This window comes from Rhizobium sp. 05N430, from assembly GCF_056396985.1.
In genome coordinates this window covers 131,968-155,107 of sequence record NZ_JBFTMO010000003.1, presented here as the reverse complement: position 1 = coordinate 155,107, position 23,140 = coordinate 131,968, and the positions used below count along the sequence as shown (strand labels likewise).

Below are 23,140 nucleotides of genomic sequence, written 5' to 3'. Positions count from 1 at the left end.
CCTTGTTATTCGCGCGGTGCGGCAGCGCGCCTCAAGCGGTCGTTGATCGCCTCGCCAAGTCCCTCATCGGGGATTGGTGAAAACGCGATCGTCGCCGCGCCGCTGGCATCGGCTTTCTTCATGTAGTCGAACAGGTTGGTGGCTGCCTCGGCAAGGTCGCCTGCGGGGCTGAGGTTCAGCTGGATTGCTGCATCTGCAATGCCGCGGATTTCAGGTCGCCCGAACAGGATCACCGCCTCGCCAGGCAGGACGGCATCGGCATCGAGCCGCACGGCGGCACCCGGCGCATAATGCGAGGCGAGCATGCCCGGCGCTTCGATCGCGGCTGAGGCCTTCTTCCTGCGACGCAGGCGCTTGCCCGCAACGCGCTCGATGTCCGTGGCTGCCAGCCCTCCGGGCCTCAGTAGCGTCATCTCGCCGTTCTCGACTTTGACGATCGTCGACTCGACGCCGACGTCACTTGATCCCGCGTCGAGGATCAAACGGATCTTGCCGCCGAGATCATCGGCGACGTGGTCTGCGCTGGTGGCGCTGATCTTGCCGGATGTATTGGCGCTGGGGGCGGCAAGCGGCTTTCCGAAGGTGCGGATCAGTTCGCCGGCAAAACCCTTCGGAATCCGGATCCCGACGGTGTCGAGCCCAGCGGTTGCCAGGGCATGAATGCCGCTCTGCTCTTTCAGCGGCAGCACCAGGGACAGCGGCCCGGGCCAGAAGGCCTCCGCCAGAAGCCGCGAGAGCGGATCGAAGAACGCATATTCCTCCGCCATCGCAAGGTCGGCCATATGGCAGATCAGCGGATTGAACTGCGGGCGGCCCTTGGTCTCATAGATCCGGGCAATGGCGGCGGGGTTGGTGGCATCGGCCGCAAGCCCGTAAACGGTCTCGGTCGGGATTGCCACCGGATAGCCTTCGCCAAGCACGGCAGACGCTGCGCTGAGCGCTTCCTCCCGGCTTGCGGTAATGTCGATGATACGTGCCATGAACTGCCTATAATCTCAGGCAGTCCCTTATGCTCTTGAGCGCCTGCGATCAATATCAGAGCTGGCGAATGATTTCCCGGAGCTGTTCGTTGCGCGCGCCAAGCAGCAGCACGTTGCGGATCGCCGCCTGAGGATCGTCGGTGCGGAAGAGCACGCCGTTGCCGCGCACCGACCGGTCGATCGTCATCTTCTCGGCCGTATGCTCGCCGGGCTTGATCGCCACGGCGAAATACATGCGCGAATATTGCATGTTGATCTTGTGGAAGAAGTTGTCGTTGTCGCCGATATCGGCATAGAAATTGGCGATATAGAAAGCCCAGCTGACTTCCTCGTAGTGCGCAAATTTGGTGCGCGACGCCGTCACATGACAGTAGCCGAGATGCGGGCTGTCGCTGAGCGTCCGGTGAAATACCATCTTGGGGAACTGGATGGCCCGATGAAAGCCGTTGATCTGCTGATGTGCCTGGTTTCCGGCCGATTGCAGTTTACGGCCGGTCTTCTCGGCAACTTCGTCATGCGTCAGGTAGCGGCGCTCTTCCGCCAGCCAGTGAGCGCGGTCACGGGTGATCTTTCCAGTCCGCAGAAACTCGGAATGGGGCGCCGCAGGAGCCTCCTCCGGTCTGGTTTCGTCCTTGGCGTCGAAATAGCGAAGTTTCGCCATGATCCGCATTCCCGCGTTTGTCTCTGCCACAAGAATAGGAGTTCATGCTTAATGCGCCCTTAAGGCCGCCAATGGCATCGACCCCCGAAAACTTGCAGTGCCATCGTGTCGTATCTGGGATAATATTGCCTTTGGGAAAGCGGAAAGCGGGCGGCGGCAGTTCTTCTTGTGATGTCGCAATCGAATGAAAAGAGTGGAAAATCCATCGGGGCTCCGATTTTCGCAGCCGCTCGTCATCCTGTCGTCAATTTCGAAGCCGATGTCGCTTTACAACCAAGAACCGGGGATGCCCGGTGCTTAAATGCCCCCATGACCAATGCTCCCGGAAGGGAGGGAAGCGATCGCTTCCAAAGCCATGCCTTTGATGGCTGAGCCGATTGCACGAGGATATGCAAATGGACATTCGAAGCAACGTTTTGCGGCAGCTCAAAAACCGGCGCGAAGGCTTCAGCCTTGAGCAGCCTTTCTATATCGACGAGGATTATTTCAAGCTCGATATGGAAATGATCTATTACCGCGACTGGCTCTTCATGGGCCATGATTGCGAACTGCCAAAGGCGGGTGCCTATTTCACGGTGCAGATCGGCCAGTATCCCGTCGTCATCGTCCGCGGCCGCGACAATGTCATTCGCGCCTTCCACAATTCCTGCCGCCACCGCGGCTCGCGCGTCTGCACCAAGGAGCACGGCTCCTCTGTCCGGCTCGTCTGTCCCTATCACCAGTGGGCCTACGATCTCGATGGCAAGCTCGCCTTCGCCCGCCACATGGGCGACGATTTCGACAAGAGCGGTTTCAGCCTGAAGCCGATCCATTGCGAAAGCTTCGGCGGCTATATCTTCATCTGCCTCGCCGACAAGGCGCCGGACTTCCAGCCGGTTCGCGACATGGTGACGCCTTACATGCTGCCGCATCGCCTCAGCGAAGGGAAGATCGCCTTCCAGAGCACCATCATCGAGAAGGGCAACTGGAAGCTCGTCTGGGAAAACAACCGCGAGTGCTATCACTGCGCCGCAAACCACCCGGAACTCTGCCGCACCTATCCGGAAGCGCCGAGCGTCACCGGTACCGATGGCGGCGCCGATGATCCTGAAATCGCCGGCCACTGGGCACGCTGCGAGGCCGCCGGCCTGCCGAGCAAGTTCCAGATTTCTCCTGACGGCCAGTTCCGCACGGCGCGCATGCCGCTGATCGAGGACGCCGAAAGCTACACCATGTCGGGCCGTCCGGCGGTCAAGCGCAAGCTGTCCGAGGACGTCACCATCGACCGCATCGGCACGATGCTGCTGTTCCACTATCCGACCACGTGGAACCATCTGCTTGGCGACCACGCGATCTCCTTCCGCGTGATCCCGCTCAGCGCCAACGAGACGGCGGTGACGACCAAGTGGATCGTTCACAAGGATGCCGTCGAAGGCGTCGATTACGATCTCGAAGAACTGACGCATGTCTGGACCGAGACCAACGACCAGGACCGCCGCATCGTCGAAGAGAACGCTTTCGGCATTCACTCGCCGGCCTATGAGCCCGGTCCCTATTCGATGCTCCACGAGGGCGGCGTCATGCAGTTCCTCGAATGGTACTCGAACTTCATGGTCAATCGCCTGCAGGGCGATCAGGCGAAGCTCTCAGTCGTCGCCTGACATTTGCGTGATCTTGCCAGCGCCGATGAGCCGGTTAATCTCCGGTTCATCGGCGCTTTCGTAACTTCAACCCGTGCTTGAAGAAAACGGTGCCGGGAACATTTCCCCTCCCTGCGCGTTTGCTGACAGGCAAATTCCGCTCTTGGGATGGAGAACGACAATGATTGGTCTCAGTAAGAAGATTTCGGCCGCTGTGCTGTCCGCCGCTGTTGTCCTGACGAGCTTCCTGCCGTCTGAGGCCATGCCGCTGGCAGCGGCGCCGAAGGTCATTCAGCAGCAGGAACAGGCTTCCAGCATTCAGGACGTCCAGTATCGCCGCTATTATCCGCGCCGCGGCCCCGGCTGGTATGGCGGCTATCGTGGCTATCCGTATTATCGCAACGGCTACCGCCACTATAACGGCTACTGGTATCCGTTGGCTGCCTTCGGTGCCGGTGCGATCATCGGTGGTGCCATCGCTTCGCAGCCGCGCTACTATGCGCCGCCGCCCCGCTACGCCGCACCGCGCCTGACGGCCGCCCATGTGTCGTGGTGCGAGAACCGCTACCGCTCGTATCGTGTCTACGACAACACCTTCCAGCCGTATAACGGCCCGCGCCAGCAGTGCTACTCGCCCTACTGATACAAAGCGCATCAAGATGATCGAGGCCCGGCAGAAATGCCGGGCTTTTTGCTGTCAGAGAATGTTGACGCGTTTCAGCAGCCACCAGGCAAATACGATCGAGGCGAGGATCAGCGCCACCGCATATTCCGTTCCGCCCGACCCCTGGGCGAAGGGCAGGTTGGCGGTGTTCATGCCGAAGAAGCCTGTGACCAGCGTCGGTGGCAACAGGAAGGCGGTCATGATCGACAGGATGTAGAGGTGCCGGTTGGTTTCCGATGACAGCTTCGAGTCGATTTCTTCGTGCAGCAGCCGGGCGCGTTCCTGCAGCGCGTAGATGTCGTGATCGACCGTCTCCAGCCGGCTGGTCAGCCGCCCGGCGATGTCGTCGAAACCGAAGGGCATCTCGTCCTCGTCGGATGCCGAAGCCCGGCGCATCAGCGCCAGCACGTTTCTGAGGTGGCGGTGGAGGCGCACGACCGTGCGGCGCACCGGCGCCAGTCGCCGCCGCTCGTCGCGCGGCGTGTTGTCGTAGACGAAGTCCTCGATCAGGTTCAGCTCTTCCGTGAGTTCCATGACGACGGAGATCAGCGTGCGCTGGAATTCGATCACCAGCAGCTCAAAGATATCGACCGGCCGTTCGAACTTTGCCGGGTTCTTTTCGATCATGATCCGCGCCCGGTCGGCGCTGCGCAGCGGCTGCAGCCGGGTGGTGACGATGAAGCGGCCGGAGATCGCAAAATGCAGCCAGCCGAGATCGGCGGTATCCTGGTCGAATTCGCGCTGGCAGTCGATGAGCGTGCCGTAGAGCATCTGCTCGTCGACGGTGAGCGCCGCATGGGTATCGCGCGTCGTCAGCGCCGACTTGGCATCCTCGGTCAGGCCTTCAAGCGTGTCCAGCAGCGCCGGGACGCGCGCATCGGCCAGGTTCAGATGCAGCCAGTAGAAACCGTCTCCGGCCGTCAGCTCCGCCGCCATCGCGCTGTTGTCAAGCCGGATCGCGGTCTTCGAACCTGCCGGGAAGCGGTATGCCCAGATGAGGCCGGGGATATTGGCAGGCAGTGTATCCATCAGTCGCCGGTCCTTCGCAAAGCCGTCATTCTCTTTTCGGCATTCCGCTCTAGAGATTCTCCATGACGTTTGTTTGCACAACGCTGCGAATAAGCAAGAGGCGAGACAACGTGGCGCAGCCCTGACACGCTTCAAAATCGAAATTGACGTTTACGTAAAAATCAATTAGCCCTGAGGCTGGAGGATGGCCGGTACCGATCACTGGCCGGATATGCGAGGAGACACCATGTACAAGGCGCCCGTCGAAGAGATCGCTTTCACGCTGAAGCATGTCGCCGGCCTGAAGGACGCGTTGGACAAGGGCCTGTTCGGCGATCTTGGCGAAGATCTCGTCGATGCGATCCTGACGGAAGCCGGTCGCTTCGCCACTGATGAGGTCGCGCCGCTCGGAGAGATCGGCGATACGCAAGGGTCGCGGCTGATCGATGGCGCGGTCAAGACGCCGGATGGCTGGGCGAAGCTCTATCAGGACTGGATCGCCGGCGGCTGGAACGGCCTGACCGGACCGGAGGAATTCGGCGGGCAGGGGCTCCCTGTTCTCCTCAATGTCGCCGCCCTCGAAATGTGGAATTCCGGCGCCACGGCTTTCGCACTCTGCCCGACATTGACCATGGGCGCCGTCGAGGCGTTGGTCGCGCATGGCTCCGAAAACCTGAAGCAGACCTACCTGCCGAAACTCGTCTCCGGCGAGTGGACCGGCACGATGAACCTCACCGAGCCGCAGGCAGGCTCCGATGTCGGCGCGCTCAAGAGCCGCGCCGAGCGCCGTGACGATGGCACCTACCGCATCTTCGGTCAGAAGATCTTCATCACCTGGGGCGAGCACGACGCCACCGACAATATCATCCACCTCGTCCTCGCCCGCCTGCCGGATGCGCCTGCCGGAACGCGCGGCATCTCGCTGTTCCTGGTGCCGAAATTCCTCGTCAATGCCGACGGCTCGCTCGGCGCCCGCAACGACGTCTTCGTCCATTCGCTCGAGCACAAGATGGGCATCCACGGCTCGCCGACCTGCACGATGATCTATGGCGACGGCAAGTTCGGGAGTGAGAAGGGCGCGATCGGCTGGCTGATCGGCGAGGAGAACAAGGGCCTCAACTGCATGTTCACGATGATGAACAATGCCCGCCTGACGGTCGGCATGCAGGGCGTGGCGATTGCAGAAGCCGCCACCCAGAAGGCCGTTGCCTTCGCCAAAGAACGCACACAAGGCAAGGCGCCCGGCTGGACCGGCGTAGGCATGAGCCCGATCATCGAGCACCCTGACGTCATAAGGATGCTGCTGACCATGAAGGCGCTGACCCAGGGCTCGCGGGCCATCTCCTATGCCTGCGCCCACGCCATCGACATGTCGCATCACGCCGGCAGCGATACGAAACACTGGCAGGAGCGCGCCGCTCTCCTGACCCCGATCGCCAAGTCCTTCTCGACCGATGCAGGTGTCGATGTCGCCTCGCTCGGCATCCAGGTGCATGGCGGCATGGGCTTCATCGAGGAGACCGGTGCCGCCCGTTTCCTGCGCGATGCCCGCATCGCCCCGATCTACGAAGGCACCAACGGCATCCAGGCGATCGACCTCGTCACCCGCAAGCTGCCGCTCTCGAATGGTGAGCATGTGAAAGGCTTCATCGCCGAGCTGAGCGATATCGCCGACGCCGTGCGCGGTTCGAACCTCTCCGGCTTCGGCGAAACCGCCACCCGCCTCGATGCGGCCATCGCCGATCTGACCGAGGCGACGGAGTGGCTGATGAAAGCACAAGCCGATGGCAGGATCGCCGAAGCGCTCTCGGGCGCCACACCCTATCAGCGCCTCTTCGGCCTGGTGCTGACCAGCGCCTATCTCGCCAAGGGCGGCCTCGCCAAGACCGGCGACGGTGCTGAAGAGAGCCGCATCGCGCTCTGCCGCTTTGCCGCCGAAAACCTGCTGTCCGAAACCGCTGCCCTGAAGGACCGCGCCGTCAATGGTGCCGCGAGCCTTGCCGCAGCCCGCGCCATCCTGGCCTGAGGATCACCATGACCGACCATATCATCGTCGAGCAGTCCGCCGAACACCCAGGCGTCCAGATCATCCGCTTCAACCGGCCGGACAAGAAGAATGCCATCACCCGCGCCATGTATGTGCGAATGACCGAAGCGCTGAAGACCGCCGATGCCGATGAGGCGATCCGTGCCACCGCCTTCCTCGGCACCGAAGGCGCGTTTTCGGCGGGCAACGACATCGCCGATTTCCTGGCCGCAGCGATGGGCGGCAGCCTCGGCCACGAGCTTCTCGATTTCCTCTATGCTCTGGTCAATGCGCAGAAGCCGCTGATCTCGGGCGTCGACGGCCTAGCGATCGGCATCGGCACCACCATGCACATGCATTGCGATCTGACCATCGCCTCCCTCCGCAGCCAGTTCCGCACCCCCTTCGTCGATCTGGCGCTGGTTCCGGAAGCCGCCTCCAGCCTGCTCGCGCCACGCATCATGGGCCACCAGCGCGCCTTCGCGCTGCTGGCCGCAGGCGAAGCTTTCACGGCTGCCGAGGCACGCGATGCCGGATTGATCTGGAAGGTTTGCGCTCCAGGCGAGGTGGAGCATCTGACGCTGTCAACGGCCGCCAAGCTTGCGGCCAAGCCCGCCAAGGCGCTGAAGATCGCCCGCGATCTTGTCCGCGGTCCGCGCGAAGAGATTACCGCACGTATAGATGAAGAAGCACACCACTTCGCCGCACAGTTGAAAAGCGACGAGGCAAGAAAAGCCTTCGAAGCTTTCATGCGGCGCTAATATAAAAACATAGGGTTTTAGCTAAATTTTAAGTGTGTTTTAATGCGACCCTACTAATCAGGAAGTGACGAATTGCCCGTTCGTCCAGGCGCATGACGCGCCTTGTGCAGCTTTGCCCCCAAGCCCCATCCGCCCGATCCGTTCCGCCGCGCAGTCCATCCGCGCAAACGGCAAGGTGGTAGACTTCGAAAGAACGCACTTGAAGAAGACGAATTTGATGACGCGCATTCTCGTCGCCGCGTCCGCAGTTGTCCTGGCGGCCTTTGCCGCCTTCTCCTTTTACATCAACTCCGTCCAGCGCGACGTTACCACCGCCTCGATCGAAGCCAATATCCAGTCCTCCGGCGAGCAGGCTGCTCACAGCCTCGCCAACTGGATGAATGGCCGCGTGACGCTGACCGCCATGGTCGCGAACGCCATCGGCCGCGCGTCCGACCAGGCCGGTATCGAAACCGTGCTGCAGAACGACGTTCTCACCAGCCAGTTCGTCAGCACCTATTTCGGTGACGAACAAGGCGTCTTCACCATGTGGCCGAAGCTGCCGATGCCCGATGGCTACGACCCGCGCAAGCGCCCCTGGTATCAGGACGCCGTCAAGGCCAATGCCAGCGTCATGACCGAGCCCTATGTCGACGCATCGAGCGGCGATCTCATCATCAGCGCTGCCGTCCCGGTCAGCCATGACGGCAAGCTTGCCGGCGTCGTCGGCTCCGACTTCTCGCTCGAAACCATGGTCAAGATGATCAAGGAGATCGATCTCGGCGGCCAGGGCACGGCTTTCCTCGTCAACAAGAGCGGCCAGATCCTCATCCATCCGGATGCCAAGCTGGTCACCAAGACGCTGGCCGACGCCTTCCCGAAAGACACCCCGAAGATCGGCACCGGCCTTGTCGCCACCGAATTCGCAGGCAAGCCGGTTCTCGTCAGCTTCATGCCGGTCGCAGGTCTTCCGACCGTCGAATGGTCACTCGGCTTCGTCGTCGATAGCGACAAGGCCTTTGCTGCACTCAACGAGTTCCGTATTGCCGCCACCATCGCCACGCTTCTCGCCGTTGGCCTGATGATCGCAGCCATGGCCTGGCTGCTGCACGGCCTCGTCGTCCAGCCGGTCACGGCGATGACCGCCGCGATGCAGAAGCTTGCTGCAGGCGATCTCTCGGCCGCCATTCCCGGCCAGGAGCGCCGTGACCAGATCGGCTCGATGGCCGAGGCCGTTGCGGTCTTCAAGTCGAACGCGATCGACCGCCAGCGTCTCGAAGGCGAGGCCGAAGAAGGCCGCTCGCTGACCGAGCGCGAGCGTCAGGAGCGTGAGGCACAGAAGGCCCGCGAAGCCGCCGAAATCCGCACTGCCGTCGATGCCCTTGGCGGGGCGCTCGGTGCTCTCTCGGACGGCAACCTCGCGCACCGCATCGAGACGCCCTTTGCCGCCCATCTCGACCGCCTGCGCAATGACTACAACAGCGCTGTCGGCAAGCTGCATGGCGCTCTCCAGACCGTCGGCAGCAATGCCAATGCGATCGATGCCGGTGCAACCGAAATCCGCACTGCCGCCGATGGCCTTGCCCGCCGCACCGAGCAGCAGGCCGCTTCCGTCGAGGAAACCGCAGCGGCGCTGGAAGAGATCACTACCACGGTCAAGGATACCGCCCGCCGCGCCGAGGAAGCCGGCAACCTGGTTTCCAACACCCGCAGCGGCGCCGAGAAATCCGGCCAGATCGTCCGCAAGGCTGTCGATGCCATGACCGGCATCGAGCAGTCCTCGGAGCAGATCTCCAGCATCATCAGCGTCATCGACGACATCGCCTTCCAGACCAACCTTCTGGCGCTGAATGCCGGCGTCGAAGCAGCGCGTGCCGGTGAAGCGGGCAAGGGTTTTGCCGTCGTCGCCCAGGAAGTCCGCGAACTCGCCCAGCGTTCAGCAAAGGCCGCGAAAGAAATCGAAGCGCTGATCACCACCTCGAACGCCCAGGTCCGCTCCGGCGTCACCCTGGTCGGCGAAACCGGCAAGGCGCTGGAAGCCATCGTCACGCAGGTCCAAGAGATCAGCCGCCACGTCGGCGCGATCGTCACCGCCACCCGCGAACAGTCGACCGGCCTGCACGAGATCAACACGGCTGTTAACACCATGGACCAGGGCACGCAGCAGAACGCCGCCATGGTCGAGGAACAGACTGCCGCCAGCCACGGCCTCGCCGCCGAGGCCGCCAAGTTGATGCAACTCCTGTCGCAGTTCAATCTCGGCAGCGGCCAGTCCGGCGCTTCGTCGGGTCACCGCCGCGTCGCTTGATAAGGCCTGCTGTGAACTGAAAATGCCCGCGGAGACGCGGGCATTTTTGTTTTGGGAGTCTCCCTCATTCCTGTGCTTGTCACAGGAATCCAGCCGGCCCAAGTCTTTGGGCCGAAAGGACTCTTCCCACCACGCAGACGCGTGGTGACTGGATTCCTGTGACAAGCACAGGAATGAGGGACGGAGAGCGCCCGATTCACAGAAAGATACGCGGCCCGACCAGCTGCGGCCTACTTCTCCAGCGTCGCTACCACTTCCACATGCGCCGTCCAGAGGAACTGGTCGATCGGCGTGACGCTGGTGAGGCGATAGCCACCGGCAATGAGAATGGCGAGATCGCGCGCCAGTGTCAGCGGATTGCAGCTGACGGCGACGACCTTCTTGACCGCGGAGCGCGCCAGCTCCTGGCTCTGGAATTCCGCACCGGCGCGCGGCGGATCGAAGACCACAGCATCGTAATGCTTGAACTCGGCGGTCATCAGCGGGCGGCGGAAGAGGTCGCGCTTTTCGATGCTGACGGGCTTCAGCCCCTGCGCCTTGCGTGCCGCCTGGTCGAGCGCGGCGAGCGCCTTGTCTTCACCTTCGACGGCGTGCACCCGGCCGATGCGGGCAAGCCTGAGCGAGAAGGTGCCCGATCCGGCAAAAAGATCGGCGATGCGCTTGGCCTTGCCCACATGGGCGACGACCAGCTCGGCCATTGCGTCTTCCGCCGGCTTGGTCGCCTGCGTGAAGCCGCCGGCCGGTGGGGAAACCTGGACGCCGCCGAAATCGACGACTGGCTTGGCAGGCTCTACCAGGATCTCACCATTCAGCGAAACGCGGGCGATGCCGCGCATGCCGAGCACGGTTTCCACCGCCTTGCGGCGCTGCTGGTCGGAAAGCTTCTTGATGCCATCGACGGCAAGGTCGAGCCCGGACGCCGTCTCCAGCACGGAGATGCGGAAGGCCTCGGCATTGGCCGCAATGGAGGCGCCGATGGCCTTGATCGCCGGCAGCCGGGCCATGATCCCCGCCGACGAGATGGGACATTCCTCGATATCGACGATGTGGTGGCTTTCGGCCTGATTGAAGCCGATGAGCATGTCCTTCTCGGTCTTGCGCGCCGCAAAGACCACGCGGCGGCGCTCGCCGGGATGGGCCGCGACCAGCTCGCCGACCTCGGCCGCGATACCCTGAGACTTCAGCGCGTTGACCACCAGCTGCCGCTTGAAGGCGCGGTAGGGCGCATCCGCAAGATGCTGCAGCGTGCAGCCGCCGCAGGTGCCGTTGACGCCATCGGGGCCAAAGTGGCGGCAGGCGGGCTCCTGCCGGTCCGCCGACGCCTTGGCGATCGACATGATCGTGCCCTGGTTCTTGACGCGGGCGATCGCCACCTCTTCGCCGGGCAGCGCAAACGGCACATAGATCGGGCCGTCCTTGCCACTGGCAATGCCGTCGCCCTGTCCGCCGAGTTTCTGGATGGTGACTGTTTCGGTGCTCACGGCTTTGTTCCTGCGAGTAGATATTCCTGGTTGCCATCGCCGCCGGCAATGGGAGAGGCGATGAGCCCAAGGCTCTTCCAGCCCATCTCCTCGACAAACCAGCGTTCCAGCGCGGCAGCCACATCGGGCGCCGAGGCGGGATCCTTGAGCATGCCACCCTTGCCGATCGCCTCGCGCCCGGCCTCGAATTGCGGCTTGACGAGCAGCACCGCGGTCGCACCGCTTTCGGCGATCTCGAGGGACGGCGCCAGCGCCAGCCGCAGCGAAATGAACGACACGTCGGAAACGATGAAGGTCACGTCATGGCCGACATCGTCAGCCGTCAGGTTGCGGGCGTTGAAGCCTTCGATATTGGCGACACGCGGATCGGCGGCAATGCGCGGATGCATCTGCCCATGCCCGACGTCGATCGCCGTGACATGCGTCGCGCCGCGCTCCAGCAGCACCTCGGTGAAGCCGCCGGTCGAGGCGCCGATATCGAGACAGTGGTGTCCCGCGGGATCGAGAGAGAAATGGTCGAGTGCCGCCGTCAGCTTCAGGGCTGCGCGCGAGACATAATCCTGCGCCGGATCGTCGATTTCGATCGCGGCGTCTTCGCCAAAGAGCGCTCCGGCCTTGGTGACGACCTTGCCGCCCACCTTCACCGTCCCGCGGTTGACGGCATCGCGCGCCCGCGAGCGGCTGGCGAAAAGGCCGAGGCTGACGAGAAGCTGGTCGAGGCGCTGTGTACTGTTCTGTTCGGACATGGCCTGTCCATGACTGGCAAAGCCCGCGCTTGCAAGCCTTTTGTTTGCGCCGCTGCCGTTGACGCCTCTTCGCGTTCGGCGATAATTCTGCCCTTGGTCATGGGGTAGGGGAGCGAAGTGGCATGGCAATTTCGAGAAGCTTGGCCATTGTTGCCGCTGCAGCCTTTGCCGCCCCGGCGCTCGCCAACGATACGATGGCCGAGTTGAAGACCGGCGGCCTCACCTTTATCGAATCCCCCGATGTCAGCATGGAAAGCGAGGCGCTTTTCATTTCGGAGAAGGAGGTTCGCGTCGACTATGTCTTCGAAAACAGCGCGGACAAGGATGTCGAGACGCTCGTCGCCTTCCCCATGCCGGATCTTCCCGGCCATGTCGAAGGCGATATCGCCATTGCCAATTCCGGCAGCGACAACTTCCTCGATTTCACCGTGACGCAGGATGGCAAGCCGATCGCCCCGGCGCTGCAGCAGCGGGCGATCGCCGCCAGCATCGACGTGACGGACGACCTGAAAGCCCGCAACATCCCGCCGCTTCCCTTTGCCGATGGCACCTATGCCGCGCTGGAAAAGCTGCCCGACGATGTCAAGCAGGACTGGCTTTCCCGCGGCCTGCTCTACGACGATGTCTATGACAACGATGGCAACGGCATGAAGCACCACATGACGCCACTCTGGACGCTGCGCTCGACCTATTGGTGGAAAACCGTCTTTCCGGCCAAGGCGAAAGTAACGGTCTCGCACCGCTATACGCCGAGCGTCGGCGGCACGGTGGCGATCAGCTTCCTGGAAGAAGGCGAGGCCAAGGGCGATCGCTATGCTGACTATGTCAGGCGCTACTGCATGGACCAAGGCTTCGTTAAGGCCGCGCAGAAGCTCGCCAAGGGGCAGGAAAATGGCGGTCCGAACTACACCGAAAGCTGGATTTCCTACATCCTCAAGACCGGCGCCAACTGGAACGGCCCGATCAAGAATTTCAAGCTGACGCTGGACAAGGGCAAGGCCAAAAACCTCATCAGCTTCTGCGGCACCGGTGTGAAGAAGACCGGCCCCACCACTTTCGAGATGACGGCGACCGATTTCTGGCCGGAACAGGACCTCGATATTCTGATCCTCAATGCACCGGATGAATAGCACACCTAATATTTGTGCGGTGCAAACTTAAACAATTTTAAAGCCCCGCCCAATAGGTTCGGGACGATTGCAGCGGTTCGCTTGAATCGCTTTCGCCATGATGGCACGCATTTCCCTGCCCGCAGTTCATGTTCCTTCCGATTTTCCGTCTGCCGCCGCTGCCCATCGGCGGCCCGTCCTTTGCCGCGCCGATTATTTGCCAGGAGAATTACCGGTGTTCGCCAATATCTCACTCAAGGGGAAGCTCGCGGCGACGTTCGCAGCCCTCATCGTCATTTTCGTTGCCGTCTCGTCCTATGTTTACGTCAAGGCCGGCGCTTCATCTGCCGCCGCCGCCCAGCAGGAGAAATCCGAGCTGCTCGTCAACCAGATCGACGACGCGCTGCAGGCCATGCTCGAGCAGGCCGTCAATCTGCGCGGCTTCATTCTGTTCCGCTCCGACAGCACCTATGGCGATATTTTCGCCAACCGTGAGCGCATGCTGAAGGCGATCGCCTCGGCCAAGGAAAGTGCGGCAGACGAACCCGCCGTTCTCGATATGATCGACGGCATGCAGAAGGCTGCTGACCTCTATTTCCACGAACTCGCCGAGCCGCAGGCCAAGGCCCGCAAGGAAACCGAAACCCCGATCGCCGACGTCGTCAAGATCGGCGTCAACGCCACCAAGGGCCAGCTCGACGGTTTCCGTCAGGCCTCCGCCAAGATCAAGGCCGCCGCTCGCGACAAGTCTGCTTCGCTCGCCGCCATCCAGGCCGATGCCGATAGCGATCTGAACAACACGCTGCTCTTCGGCGGCATCGGTGCCTCGCTGGCCGCCGCCGTTCTCGCATGGCTGCTGTCGCGCGCGATCGTTCAGCCGATCATCGGCATGACATCGGCCATGGACCGCCTCGCAAGCGGCCACCACGACGTGGACGTTCCGGCCCTCGACCGCCGCGACGAAGTCGGCCGCATGGCCCAGTCGGTTCTGGTCTTCAAGGAAGCTGCCGCCGAAAAGCTGCGCCTGTCGGGCGAAACCGACCGTATGCGCAGCGAAGCCGAACGTCAGCGCCTGCTGTCCGATGAGGACAAGGCCCGCGAAGCGGCCGAAATACGTTCGGCGATCGAAGGTCTCGCAACAGGCCTCTCGAACCTCGCCAATGGCGATGTCGCCAGCCGCATCACCACGCCGTTCTCTCAACAGTTCGACGGCCTGCGCACCGACTTCAACAATGCCGCGGGCAAGCTGCAGGCAACGCTGCAGTCGGTCGGCCGCAACGCCTCGGCGATCAATGCCGGTGCCGGTGAAATCCGCTCGGCAGCGGACGATCTCGCCCGCCGCACTGAGCAGCAGGCCGCAGCCGTCGAAGAGACCGCCGCAGCCCTCGAAGAGGTCACGACCACTGTTCGCGACAGCGCCAAGCGCGCCGAAGATGTTGGCCATCTGGTCGAGCGTGCCCGTGTGGGCGCCGAGCGCTCCGGCGACGTCGTCCGCAAGGCCGTCACCGCCATGGAGCAGATCGAAAAGTCTTCGGGCGAGATCAGCAACATCATCGGCGTTATCGACGATATCGCCTTCCAGACCAACCTCCTGGCGCTGAACGCCGGTGTCGAAGCGGCGCGTGCCGGTGAAGCCGGCAAGGGCTTTGCGGTTGTCGCTCAGGAAGTCCGTGAGCTTGCCCAGCGCTCGGCCCAGGCCGCCAAGGAAATCAAGGCGCTGATCAACACCTCGGGCGAACAGGTCAATACCGGTGTCTCGCTCGTCGATCAGACCGGCAAGGCGCTGGCCGAAATCGTCAACGAGGTCCAGGAGATCAACCGCCACGTCGGCGCGATCGTCACCGCCACCCGCGAACAGTCGATCGGCCTGCAGGAGATCAACACGGCCGTCAACAACATGGACCAGGGCACGCAGCAGAACGCCGCAATGGTCGAGGAACAGACGGCTGCCAGTCATTCGCTGGCGCAGGAAGCCGCATCCCTCGACGCTCTCCTGCATCAGTTCAAGCTCGGTGCCGCCGCAGCCGTTGCCGTCGCCCCGCGCGCGGCAGTCGCCCAGCCGGCCTCACGCCCGGTCGCCTCTCCGGCCCGGGCTCTGAACAACCGCGTCGCCTCCGCATTCGGCGGCAGGACTGCAACGGCCGCTGCGGCCGTGCAGGAAGATTGGGAAGAGTTTTGAGACCAACCTGATCGTCTGACACAGGGCCTCCGAGGGAAACTTCGGGGGCCTTTTTGTTTTTGGGCGCTTGCGGGTGTGGCCCCCTCATCCCCGATGCAACGAGTTGCACCTGAAACCTTCGGGCACCTAGGGAGTGTGACACTCGCTCGCCCTGTCAGCGAGTGAGAACGAAAGGCCTGCTCCAAACTGGAGCTTCCCCTCTGCCCTCGGGGAGAGGGTAGGGTGAGGGCTCCGGGTCAGGCGTTTTGAGATTTACCCCGCAACCCCAACCGCAGCACTGCGGCCGAGCGCCCGGAATACCGTCGAGACAATCCCGCCGCGATCGAGCCCTGCATGGGCATTCATCGCCTCGGGCTTTGCCTGCTCCATCCAGATGTCAGGCATCACCAGCGAGCGGACCTTGAGCCCGTTATCAAGCAGGCCTTCCATCGCCAGGAACTGCATGACGTGGCTGCCGAAGCCGCCGACGGAGCCTTCCTCGATGGTGATCAGGATTTCGTGGTGGGCGGCGAGCTGGCGGATCAGCTCGTGGTCGAGCGGCTTGGCAAAGCGCGCATCGGCAACGGTGGTGGAAAGACCGGCCGCATCGAGATCTTCGGCGGCAAGCAGGCTGTCGGCCAAGCGGGTGCCGAAGGAGAGCAGCGCCACCTTGGTGCCTTCCTTGACGATCCGGCCCTTGCCGATCTGCAGGATTTCACCGCGCACCGGCATTTCGATGCCGACACCTTCGCCGCGTGGATAGCGGAACGAGATCGGGCCGGCATCATAGGCAGCAGCGGTGCGCACCATATGCTTCAGTTCCGCCTCGTCGGCGGCAGCCATCACCACGAAGCCCGGCAGAGCGGCGAGGAAGGTCGTGTCGAAGGAACCGGCATGCGTCGGGCCATCGGCGCCGACGAAACCGGCACGGTCGATCGGGAAACGGACGGGCAGGCCCTGAATGGCGACGTCATGGACGACCTGGTCGTAGGCGCGTTGCAGGAAAGTCGAATAGAGCGCGGCAAAAGGCTTGTAGCCTTCGGCGGCAAGACCGGCGGCAAAGGTCACCGCATGCTGCTCGGCGATGCCGACATCGAAACAGCGGGCCGGGTAGAGGCTCGCCAGCTTGTCCAGGCCGGTGCCGTTCGGCATCGCCGCGGTGATGCCGACGATCTTGTCGTCGAGCTCGGCTTCCTGCACCAGCGCTTCGGCGAAGACGCTCGTATAGCTCGGCGCATTCGGCTTCACCTTCGCCTGGGCGCCGGTGATGACGTCGAACTTGTTGACGCCGTGATACTTGTCGGCGGCAGCTTCTGCCGGAGGATAGCCCTTGCCCTTCTGGGTCACGACATGGATCAGAACCGGACCTTCGGCATGGTCGCGTACATTGCGCAGAACCGGCAGAAGGTGCTCGAAGGAATGACCGTCGATCGGGCCGATATGATAGAAGCCCATCTCCTCGAACATCGTCCCGCCGGTCACATAGCCGCGGGCATGCTCGACGGCGCGGGTGATGGCGCGGTCGACCTTCTTGCCGAGATAGGCTGTCAGTTTCTTGCCGAAATCACGGAAGCCCATATAGGTGCGGCCGGAAGCGAGGCGCGCCAGATAGGCGCTCATCGCGCCGGTCGGCGGGGCGATCGACATGTCGTTGTCGTTGAGGATGACGATCAGCCGGGCGTCGAGCGCACCGGCATTGTTCAGCGCCTCATAGGCCATGCCGGCCGACATCGCGCCGTCGCCGATCACCGCGATCACCCGCTTGTCGGTCTTGTCGAGTTCGGCGGCGACAGCCATGCCGAGACCTGCGGAGATCGAGGTCGAGGAATGGGCGGCGCCAAAGGGATCGTATTCGCTCTCGGCGCGGCGCGTGAAGCCGGACAGACCGTTTTCCTGGCGCAGCGTGCGGATACGGTCGCGGCGGCCGGTCAGGATCTTGTGCGGATAACACTGGTGGCCGACGTCAAAGATCAGCCGGTCGTCGGGCGTGTTGAAGACGCTGTGGATGGCGATCGTCAGCTCGACGACACCGAGGCCGGCACCCAGATGTCCACCCGTTCGCGAGACAGCGTCGATCATCTCGTCGCGGACCTCGCGCGCAAGCTGCGGCAGCTCGCGATCATCGAGCTTGCGCAGGTCAGCGGGATAGGTGACCTGATCAAGCAGCGGTGTCTTCAGCAGGTTTGTCACGGGCGGGCGCTCTTTCTTGTCATTCTAGGCTTATGCTTATTCCGATTAAATTGCGGCAAAACAAGTGCGTTTCAAGAACCGCAACCCCTCCATTCTAGAGAAGTTCAGCCCTCAGGCAAAGGCACGAATTCCTCTTCATCCCCTGGAACGATGTCGAAACGGCCGGTGCGCCATTCTTCCTTGGCCTTCTCGATGCGCTCTTTCGAGGAGGAGACGAAATTCCACCATATGTAGCGCTTGGAATTCAGGGCCGCGCCCCCGAAGAGCATCAGGTGACAGCCTTCGCTTCCTGCCTCCAGCGTGATCGGATCGCCCGGCCGGAAAACCAGCAGCTGATCGGCCGCAAACCGGTCTCCCGCGATAACGACCTCGCCCGAGAGCACATAGACCGCACGCTCTTCATGGGCCGCAGCAAACGGAAACTTGGCGCCGGACTGGATGTTGATGTCGGCATAGAGCGTATCGGAGAAAACCTTGACCGGCGATTTCAGGCCCTCGAACGAACCGATAACGACGCGGCCGCGAATGCCGGTATCCTCGATGAGCGGCATCTCGCTCTTTTCGGTATGCGCAAAGGCCGGATCGATCTCTTCCTTGTCGTCAGGCAGCGCCAGCCATGTCTGCAAACCGGACATCAGCAACGGATGACCGCGCAGATTGTCGGGCGTGCGCTCCGAATGCACGATACCGCGCCCGGCCGTCATCAGGTTGATATCTCCGGGGCGGATCACCTTCTCGGTGCCGAGGCTGTCGAGATGGCGGATTTCGCCGTCGAAGAGATAAGTAACCGTCGAAAGCCCGATATGCGGATGCGGCTTCACATCCAGCGCCTCATCCGGCTTCAGGATCGCCGGTCCCATGCGGTCGAAGAAGATGAACGGCCCGACCAGCCGCCGCTGCCGCGTCGGCAGCGCGCGCCGCACCTGGAAACCGCCGATATCGCTGGTCCGCGGAATGATCAGATTCTCGATCGCATCACAGGCGAAGGCATCGCCGGGCAGGGGGTCTTTACCGGGGAAGAAGGACATGGGTTGTCTCCAAACTGAGGCGCCAAGTTAGCCGCATAAGGCGGCGAGTGATAGCAAAAGTTCCTATGTCACTTGACGACATATGGCGCATGAAGACATAGTGCCTATATGAAAGCGGAACTCGTCATTCGTGAACGCATCGTTTTCGGTGACGGCGCGATAATTGAGATAAGGATCTGGCGTGTTCCGGTGCAGGTGCCGGGTTCGACGCACTGGCTGAAATACTCGCTTTTCTACGGAAGACCCGGTTCGCGCCTGATAGGTTACGACAACGAGCGCGGAAAAGGCGACCATCGGCATTATGGCGATCGCGAGGAACGCTACACGTTTGTGTCGATCGAACAAATACTCGAAGATTTCGGAAGTGATGTCGAGAAGCTGAGAGGAGAACGGATATGAGCAAGGATATCGAACTGCATATCGGCGGCTCCTTTGCCGACACCGCGAAGCGCGTTGCCGATGCCTGGCACAGGGCAGAAGCGGGTGAAAGCGTATCGGAAGATCATCTGACCTTCGTCGGCTGGGACGCTTTTTCTCGTGCCATGACGGCCAAACGTCTGGAGCTGCTGCGCCACCTCCACCGCCATCCTCAGACCAGCATCTCGGCGCTGGCGAAAAGCCTCAAGCGCGATTATCGGCGGGTGCACGAAGACGTCGAGATTCTTTCCGAAGCCGGTCTCATAGAGCGCGACGGCAGTGGTTTGCGCGCTGGATACGACGAAATCAGGACGGTCATCGCCCTCTAGCAATCAAGCCCCGTCGAGCGGCTCCACGCCCTGCGGCTTGCCGGCGCGGTCGAGACGGATCTTCTCGATACGGTTTTCGGCTGCGGAAAGCAGCGTCTCGCAATGCTTCTTCAGCGCTTCGCCGCGCTCGTAAATCTCGATCGATTCGTCCAGCGCCACGTCGCCGCGTTCCAGGCGGGCAACGATGCTTTCGAGTTCGGCCACGGCCTTTTCGAAGGAAAGACCTGAAACTTCAGGCTTGGCGCTGTCAGTCATACTCAACCCTTCATCAATCGAAGCACATGCAGCCCAGCCGATTCGGCCAGACCTTCGAGATCATATCCGCCTTCCAGCAGGCTGACGACCCGGTTGGAGGCGCTTTTGTCGGCTATCTCCAGCAATCTTCCCGTCGCCCAATCGAAATCCTCGCCGACCAGATTGATCTGCGCCAGCGGATCGCGGTGATGCGCGTCGAAGCCGGCGGAGATGATGATCAGGTCCGGGCGGAAGTCGTTGAGCGCCGGCAGCACGCGGGACTTGAAGGCCTCGCGAAAGTGGTCACTGCCGACATTCGGCGACAGCGGCGCATTGACCATCGTGCCGTGCTTGCCAGTTTCGTCCTTGGCGCCGGATCCCGGATAGAGCGGCATCTGGTGCGTCGAGCAGAACAGCACCGAGGGATCGTCCCAGAAAATGTCCTGCGTGCCGTTGCCGTGGTGCACGTCCCAGTCGACGATCGCTACACGTTCGGCGCCATAGCGCTTCTGCGCATGGCGGGCGGCGATCGCGGCGTTGTTGAAGAAGCAGAAGCCCATCGCCTTGCTCTTCTCGGCATGGTGGCCAGGCGGTCGCGCTGCTACGAACACGTTATCCGCCTTGCCGGTGAACACGTCGTCGACGGCAGCCATGGCGCCGCCGACGCCCGTCAGCACGGCCTGCAGCGTCTTTGCGCTCGCATAGGTGTCGGCTTCCAGCTGGTTGATCTCGCCTTCTTCCTCGGGAATCTGCCGCATGACGGCGATCAGATGCTCTTCCGGATGGGCGAGCAGAACCGCGTCCTCGTTGGCCTGGGGTGCCTCCTTGCGGTCCAGCCGCTCGAAGTTCGGATGGCCGAGCGCGACGTTGATCGCGCGCATCCGGTCCGGCCGTTCGGGATGGCCTTCAGGCGTGACATGCTCAAGAAAGATCGGGTGTTCGTAAAGGCGGGTGCTCATGGCGACACTCTTATCCTCTGGCCCTGTCATGATCCACAGCAGATGGTGCCGGGCATGGCTATTTCAACAGGCCTGCACCGTCGCGTGCCTATCATCGCGAACGTTTACTTCATCTCTGGCGGCGCCTAGTGTCCGCGCGGGGCAGGGGGAAGACAATTCGATGGCAAAGCCGAAACGCAGCAATGTGGCGCAGATACGAATACCATTCCGGGATGTGGACATGAACGGTCAGATGTTCCTCGCGTCCTATATCTCCCACGCCGAAGCGGTGCTTGCAGGCTTCTGGTCGATGCGGCCGGAGCTTGATGACGAACCGCTCTATGTGGCCGCCAAAGTATCCTGCACGCTTCACCGCCCGCTTGCCTATGACGAGGAGGCGACGTTTACCGCGACCGTCGACAAGATCGGCCTTCGCTCCATCGGCTTCATCATTTCTGTCGATGCCAAGGCAGAGCGGGCCGCCGAAGTGGAGCTGACCTGGCAGGCGCGCGGGCGCGAAAGTGGCGAGCCGGTCGCGCTGCCGGAAGAGACGCGCGACTGGCTCTACAGTTTTCTCGATTAGGCGCGCACCGGCAGCAGCGGATAGCCGACCATCACGGCGCGGCCGACCAGCGCTGCGACGAAGGCCTTGGCGACGTCACCGGGCACAAACGCCATGGAGCCGACGAAAGCCTGCTCGAGGTTGACGCCACTGACCAGCGCCAGATAGCCGATACCGAAGGCATAGAGCACGATAATCCCGCCGATCATCGCCGACAGGAAGAAGCCGACCGTCTGCACGAGGCCGGATTGCTCGGCCTTGACGAGGCGCTCGCTGAGATAGCCGGTCGTGAAGGCGGCAAATAGCCAGCCGATCAGGAAGCCCGTCGTCGGCGCGGCAAAGGCGGCAAGTCCGCCGCGGCCGCCCGAGAGAACCGGCAGGCCGATGGCAACGAGCACCCAGACGATTAGCACGGCAACCACGCCACGGCGCGCGCCAAGCACGACGCCAGCCATCATCACGCCCATCGATTGCGCGGTGATCGGCACCGGAATGAAGCCGAGCGTGATCGGCGGCAGAATGCCGAGCGCCACGATGATGGCGGCAAAAAGGGCAGAAAGGACTAGGTCGCGGGTGCTCATCATGGGCTCCGTGTTTACGATCGGTTAACTGACATGCCGCCGAATGCCGCGCGCGTCAATTGCCGCGGCAATGTTATCCGCATCTCTCAGCGTCAGGATGATCAGCGGCGCCAGCATCGTCACCGGGCGCACCTTTATGCCGCGCGCCGCATGCGCTTCCTTGATCGCCTGATAGCGTCCGAGAATCTCGGGCACGAAGCGGACGACGAGCCCGACCGCCAGCCCGACATCGTTGGCCTTCACCAGCCCCAGCCGCTCGAGCGGGCGGGCAAGCAGGGTGATCTCGTCGATGAATTCGGCGATCGCCGTCGTCGCCGTCACGGCGGCGGCAAAGAACATCAGCGACGTCAGCCTGAGAAGCGCGACGACGGCGCCGTGCCAGGGATTTAAGGCAAGACTGAACAGCGCAACGATGGCGATCGTCAGCAGCACCGGTTTCAGCCGGTTCAGCGCCTGGCCAAAGGGAATGCCGAGCCGGAAATAAAGCGCGGCACTTGCCAGCACGCCGAGTGAGAGCAGCGGAATATCGCGCGTGGTGAAAAGAATGACGCCGAGGATAGCCAGCACGAGCAGCTTGGCGCGCGCCGGCAGCCGGTGCATGAGGCTGTTACCCTCGACATAAAGCGATTGCATCAGCCAGCGATCTCCCGGTAGCGGGCGATCGCCTCTGCCGCCGGCGCGTCGGCTGCAAGCGCCCCCTCATGGAAAACCAGCACGCGGCCGAAACCGGCGATCAGCTCCAGGTCATGGGTGATGACGATCGCATTCTCGGGCAGCCCCTCGATCAGCCGCTGCACCAGGACGCGGTTCTTCAGATCCAGCTGGTTGGTCGGCTCGTCGAGGATCAGGATATCGGGCCCGGTGACCAGCACCGAGGCGAGCGCTGCGATCTGCAGCTCGCCGCCGGAAAGCTCGTGCGCCCGCCGGCTACCGAGATGGGCGGCGCCGAAACGCGCCAGGACCGCTTCGACCTTTGCCTCGATCTCGGATTTCGGCACGCCGCGGCTCTTCAGGCCGAAAGCAATATCATCCTTCACGATCGGCAGGATGATCTGGTTCTGCGGCTGCTGGAAGATGAAGCCGACATCGCCAAGCGCGCGCCGCTCATTGGCCGTATCGCGCCCGTTGACGAGCACGCGTCCGGCCGTCGGCTTGGCAAGTCCGTTGATCAGCCGCGCGAAGGTCGTCTTGCCGGAGCCGTTCAGCCCGATCACGCCGATGCGGTTTTCGTCAAGCTGCAACGTCAGCGGCTGCAGTGCCTGGCGCGCGCCGTAGCTGACCGCAGCGCCTTCGAAACGGATGTCCAAATTCAGTCCCTCATAGATCAGGCGCAAGCTTCTACAGCGGCGGCGCGGAAAGTG

The 23,140-nt window shown here is 62.6% G+C and carries 22 protein-coding genes; 10 read left to right on the top strand and 12 right to left on the bottom strand.

Features of this window, described 5'->3' with window-relative positions; genetic code table 11:
- Positions 1 to 5 precede the first annotated feature (5 nt).
- Together AC1DJO_RS08195 and AC1DJO_RS08190 are read right to left on the bottom strand one after the other, a co-directional pair.
- On the bottom strand, positions 6 to 980 hold the full coding sequence (locus AC1DJO_RS08195; RefSeq protein WP_477969797.1) for an L-threonylcarbamoyladenylate synthase: 975 nt from the start codon (positions 978 to 980) through the stop codon (positions 6 to 8).
- Between the two features lie 55 nt (positions 981 to 1,035).
- Complete coding sequence (locus AC1DJO_RS08190) at positions 1,036 to 1,641, bottom strand: DUF6656 family protein (RefSeq protein WP_477969795.1); 606 nt, start codon at positions 1,639 to 1,641, stop codon at positions 1,036 to 1,038.
- Positions 1,642 to 2,036: 395 nt separating this feature from the next.
- Between AC1DJO_RS08190 and AC1DJO_RS08185 the strand changes: the two genes are divergently transcribed.
- Together AC1DJO_RS08185 and AC1DJO_RS08180 are read left to right on the top strand one after the other, a co-directional pair.
- A complete protein-coding gene (locus AC1DJO_RS08185) occupies positions 2,037 to 3,281 on the top strand; it encodes an aromatic ring-hydroxylating oxygenase subunit alpha (RefSeq protein WP_477969793.1) in 1,245 nt (414 codons plus the stop codon).
- A gap of 160 nt (positions 3,282 to 3,441) precedes the next feature.
- Complete coding sequence (locus AC1DJO_RS08180; protein WP_112386488.1) at positions 3,442 to 3,903, top strand: BA14K family protein; 462 nt, start codon at positions 3,442 to 3,444, stop codon at positions 3,901 to 3,903.
- 54 nt (positions 3,904 to 3,957) lie between these two features.
- Here AC1DJO_RS08180 and AC1DJO_RS08175 read toward each other — a convergent pair whose 3' ends face one another.
- Entirely contained in the window at positions 3,958 to 4,953 is a 996-nt protein-coding gene (locus AC1DJO_RS08175) for a transporter (RefSeq protein WP_112386487.1), read from the bottom strand.
- 226 nt (positions 4,954 to 5,179) lie between these two features.
- Between AC1DJO_RS08175 and AC1DJO_RS08170 the strand changes: the two genes are divergently transcribed.
- From AC1DJO_RS08170 to mcpU, 3 genes are all read left to right on the top strand, one after another.
- Complete coding sequence (locus tag AC1DJO_RS08170; RefSeq protein WP_477969791.1) at positions 5,180 to 6,958, top strand: acyl-CoA dehydrogenase; 1,779 nt, start codon at positions 5,180 to 5,182, stop codon at positions 6,956 to 6,958.
- Positions 6,959 to 6,966: 8 nt separating this feature from the next.
- Positions 6,967 to 7,719, top strand: coding sequence for a crotonase/enoyl-CoA hydratase family protein (locus tag AC1DJO_RS08165; RefSeq protein ID WP_477969789.1), 753 nt, complete (start codon positions 6,967 to 6,969; stop codon positions 7,717 to 7,719).
- A gap of 217 nt (positions 7,720 to 7,936) precedes the next feature.
- Positions 7,937 to 10,006, top strand: coding sequence for a methyl-accepting chemotaxis protein McpU (mcpU, locus tag AC1DJO_RS08160; RefSeq protein ID WP_477969787.1), 2,070 nt, complete (start codon positions 7,937 to 7,939; stop codon positions 10,004 to 10,006).
- 230 nt (positions 10,007 to 10,236) lie between these two features.
- Here mcpU and AC1DJO_RS08155 read toward each other — a convergent pair whose 3' ends face one another.
- On the bottom strand, positions 10,237 to 11,487 hold the full coding sequence (locus AC1DJO_RS08155; RefSeq protein WP_477969785.1) for a class I SAM-dependent RNA methyltransferase: 1,251 nt from the start codon (positions 11,485 to 11,487) through the stop codon (positions 10,237 to 10,239).
- Positions 11,484 to 12,233 (bottom strand): TlyA family RNA methyltransferase, encoded by a 750-nt coding sequence (locus tag AC1DJO_RS08150; protein WP_477969783.1) that lies wholly within the window; start codon positions 12,231 to 12,233, stop codon positions 11,484 to 11,486. The genes AC1DJO_RS08155 and AC1DJO_RS08150 overlap by 4 nt, the downstream gene beginning before the upstream one ends.
- Positions 12,234 to 12,361: 128 nt before the next feature.
- On the opposite strand from AC1DJO_RS08150, the gene AC1DJO_RS08145 reads away from it, so the two are divergent.
- Positions 12,362 to 13,363, top strand: coding sequence for a DUF4424 domain-containing protein (locus tag AC1DJO_RS08145; RefSeq protein WP_477970315.1), 1,002 nt, complete (start codon positions 12,362 to 12,364; stop codon positions 13,361 to 13,363).
- A gap of 214 nt (positions 13,364 to 13,577) precedes the next feature.
- Complete coding sequence (locus AC1DJO_RS08140; protein WP_477969781.1) at positions 13,578 to 15,521, top strand: methyl-accepting chemotaxis protein; 1,944 nt, start codon at positions 13,578 to 13,580, stop codon at positions 15,519 to 15,521.
- A gap of 252 nt (positions 15,522 to 15,773) precedes the next feature.
- Here the strand turns inward: AC1DJO_RS08140 and dxs are convergent, their stop codons facing one another.
- Positions 15,774 to 17,690 carry a 1-deoxy-D-xylulose-5-phosphate synthase gene (gene dxs / locus AC1DJO_RS08135; protein ID WP_477969779.1) on the bottom strand — a complete coding sequence of 639 codons (1,917 nt, stop codon included), beginning with the start codon at positions 17,688 to 17,690 and terminating at the stop codon, positions 15,774 to 15,776.
- A 104-nt stretch (positions 17,691 to 17,794) separates the two neighbouring features.
- Positions 17,795 to 18,718, bottom strand: coding sequence for a pirin family protein (locus AC1DJO_RS08130; protein WP_477969777.1), 924 nt, complete (start codon positions 18,716 to 18,718; stop codon positions 17,795 to 17,797).
- Between the two features lie 108 nt (positions 18,719 to 18,826).
- On the opposite strand from AC1DJO_RS08130, the gene AC1DJO_RS08125 reads away from it, so the two are divergent.
- Both AC1DJO_RS08125 and AC1DJO_RS08120 read left to right on the top strand, forming a co-directional pair.
- Entirely contained in the window at positions 18,827 to 19,117 is a 291-nt protein-coding gene (locus AC1DJO_RS08125) for a toxin-antitoxin system TumE family protein (RefSeq protein ID WP_477969775.1), read from the top strand.
- Positions 19,114 to 19,464, top strand: coding sequence for an HVO_A0114 family putative DNA-binding protein (locus AC1DJO_RS08120; protein ID WP_477969773.1), 351 nt, complete (start codon positions 19,114 to 19,116; stop codon positions 19,462 to 19,464). The genes AC1DJO_RS08125 and AC1DJO_RS08120 overlap by 4 nt, the downstream gene beginning before the upstream one ends.
- Positions 19,465 to 19,467: 3 nt before the next feature.
- Here the strand turns inward: AC1DJO_RS08120 and AC1DJO_RS08115 are convergent, their stop codons facing one another.
- Both AC1DJO_RS08115 and AC1DJO_RS08110 read right to left on the bottom strand, forming a co-directional pair.
- Positions 19,468 to 19,719, bottom strand: coding sequence for an exodeoxyribonuclease VII small subunit (locus AC1DJO_RS08115; protein WP_003545921.1), 252 nt, complete (start codon positions 19,717 to 19,719; stop codon positions 19,468 to 19,470).
- Between the two features lie 2 nt (positions 19,720 to 19,721).
- The gene (locus AC1DJO_RS08110) at positions 19,722 to 20,657 is read right to left on the bottom strand and encodes a histone deacetylase family protein (protein WP_477969771.1); all 936 of its coding nucleotides are present in this window, start codon (positions 20,655 to 20,657) and stop codon (positions 19,722 to 19,724) included.
- Between the two features lie 160 nt (positions 20,658 to 20,817).
- On the opposite strand from AC1DJO_RS08110, the gene AC1DJO_RS08105 reads away from it, so the two are divergent.
- The gene (locus AC1DJO_RS08105; RefSeq protein WP_477969769.1) at positions 20,818 to 21,219 is read left to right on the top strand and encodes an acyl-CoA thioesterase; all 402 of its coding nucleotides are present in this window, start codon (positions 20,818 to 20,820) and stop codon (positions 21,217 to 21,219) included.
- Here the strand turns inward: AC1DJO_RS08105 and AC1DJO_RS08100 are convergent.
- The 3 genes from AC1DJO_RS08100 to AC1DJO_RS08090 are packed head-to-tail and all read right to left on the bottom strand — an operon-like array spanning position 21,216 to position 23,086.
- Positions 21,216 to 21,779, bottom strand: coding sequence for a biotin transporter BioY (locus AC1DJO_RS08100; RefSeq protein ID WP_477949074.1), 564 nt, complete (start codon positions 21,777 to 21,779; stop codon positions 21,216 to 21,218). The genes AC1DJO_RS08105 and AC1DJO_RS08100 overlap by 4 nt on opposite strands.
- A gap of 24 nt (positions 21,780 to 21,803) precedes the next feature.
- Positions 21,804 to 22,412 (bottom strand): energy-coupling factor transporter transmembrane component T family protein, encoded by a 609-nt coding sequence (locus AC1DJO_RS08095; protein ID WP_477969767.1) that lies wholly within the window; start codon positions 22,410 to 22,412, stop codon positions 21,804 to 21,806.
- Positions 22,412 to 23,086, bottom strand: coding sequence for an energy-coupling factor ABC transporter ATP-binding protein (locus AC1DJO_RS08090; RefSeq protein ID WP_477969765.1), 675 nt, complete (start codon positions 23,084 to 23,086; stop codon positions 22,412 to 22,414). The genes AC1DJO_RS08095 and AC1DJO_RS08090 overlap by 1 nt, the downstream gene beginning before the upstream one ends.
- Positions 23,087 to 23,140: the final 54 nt, after the last annotated feature.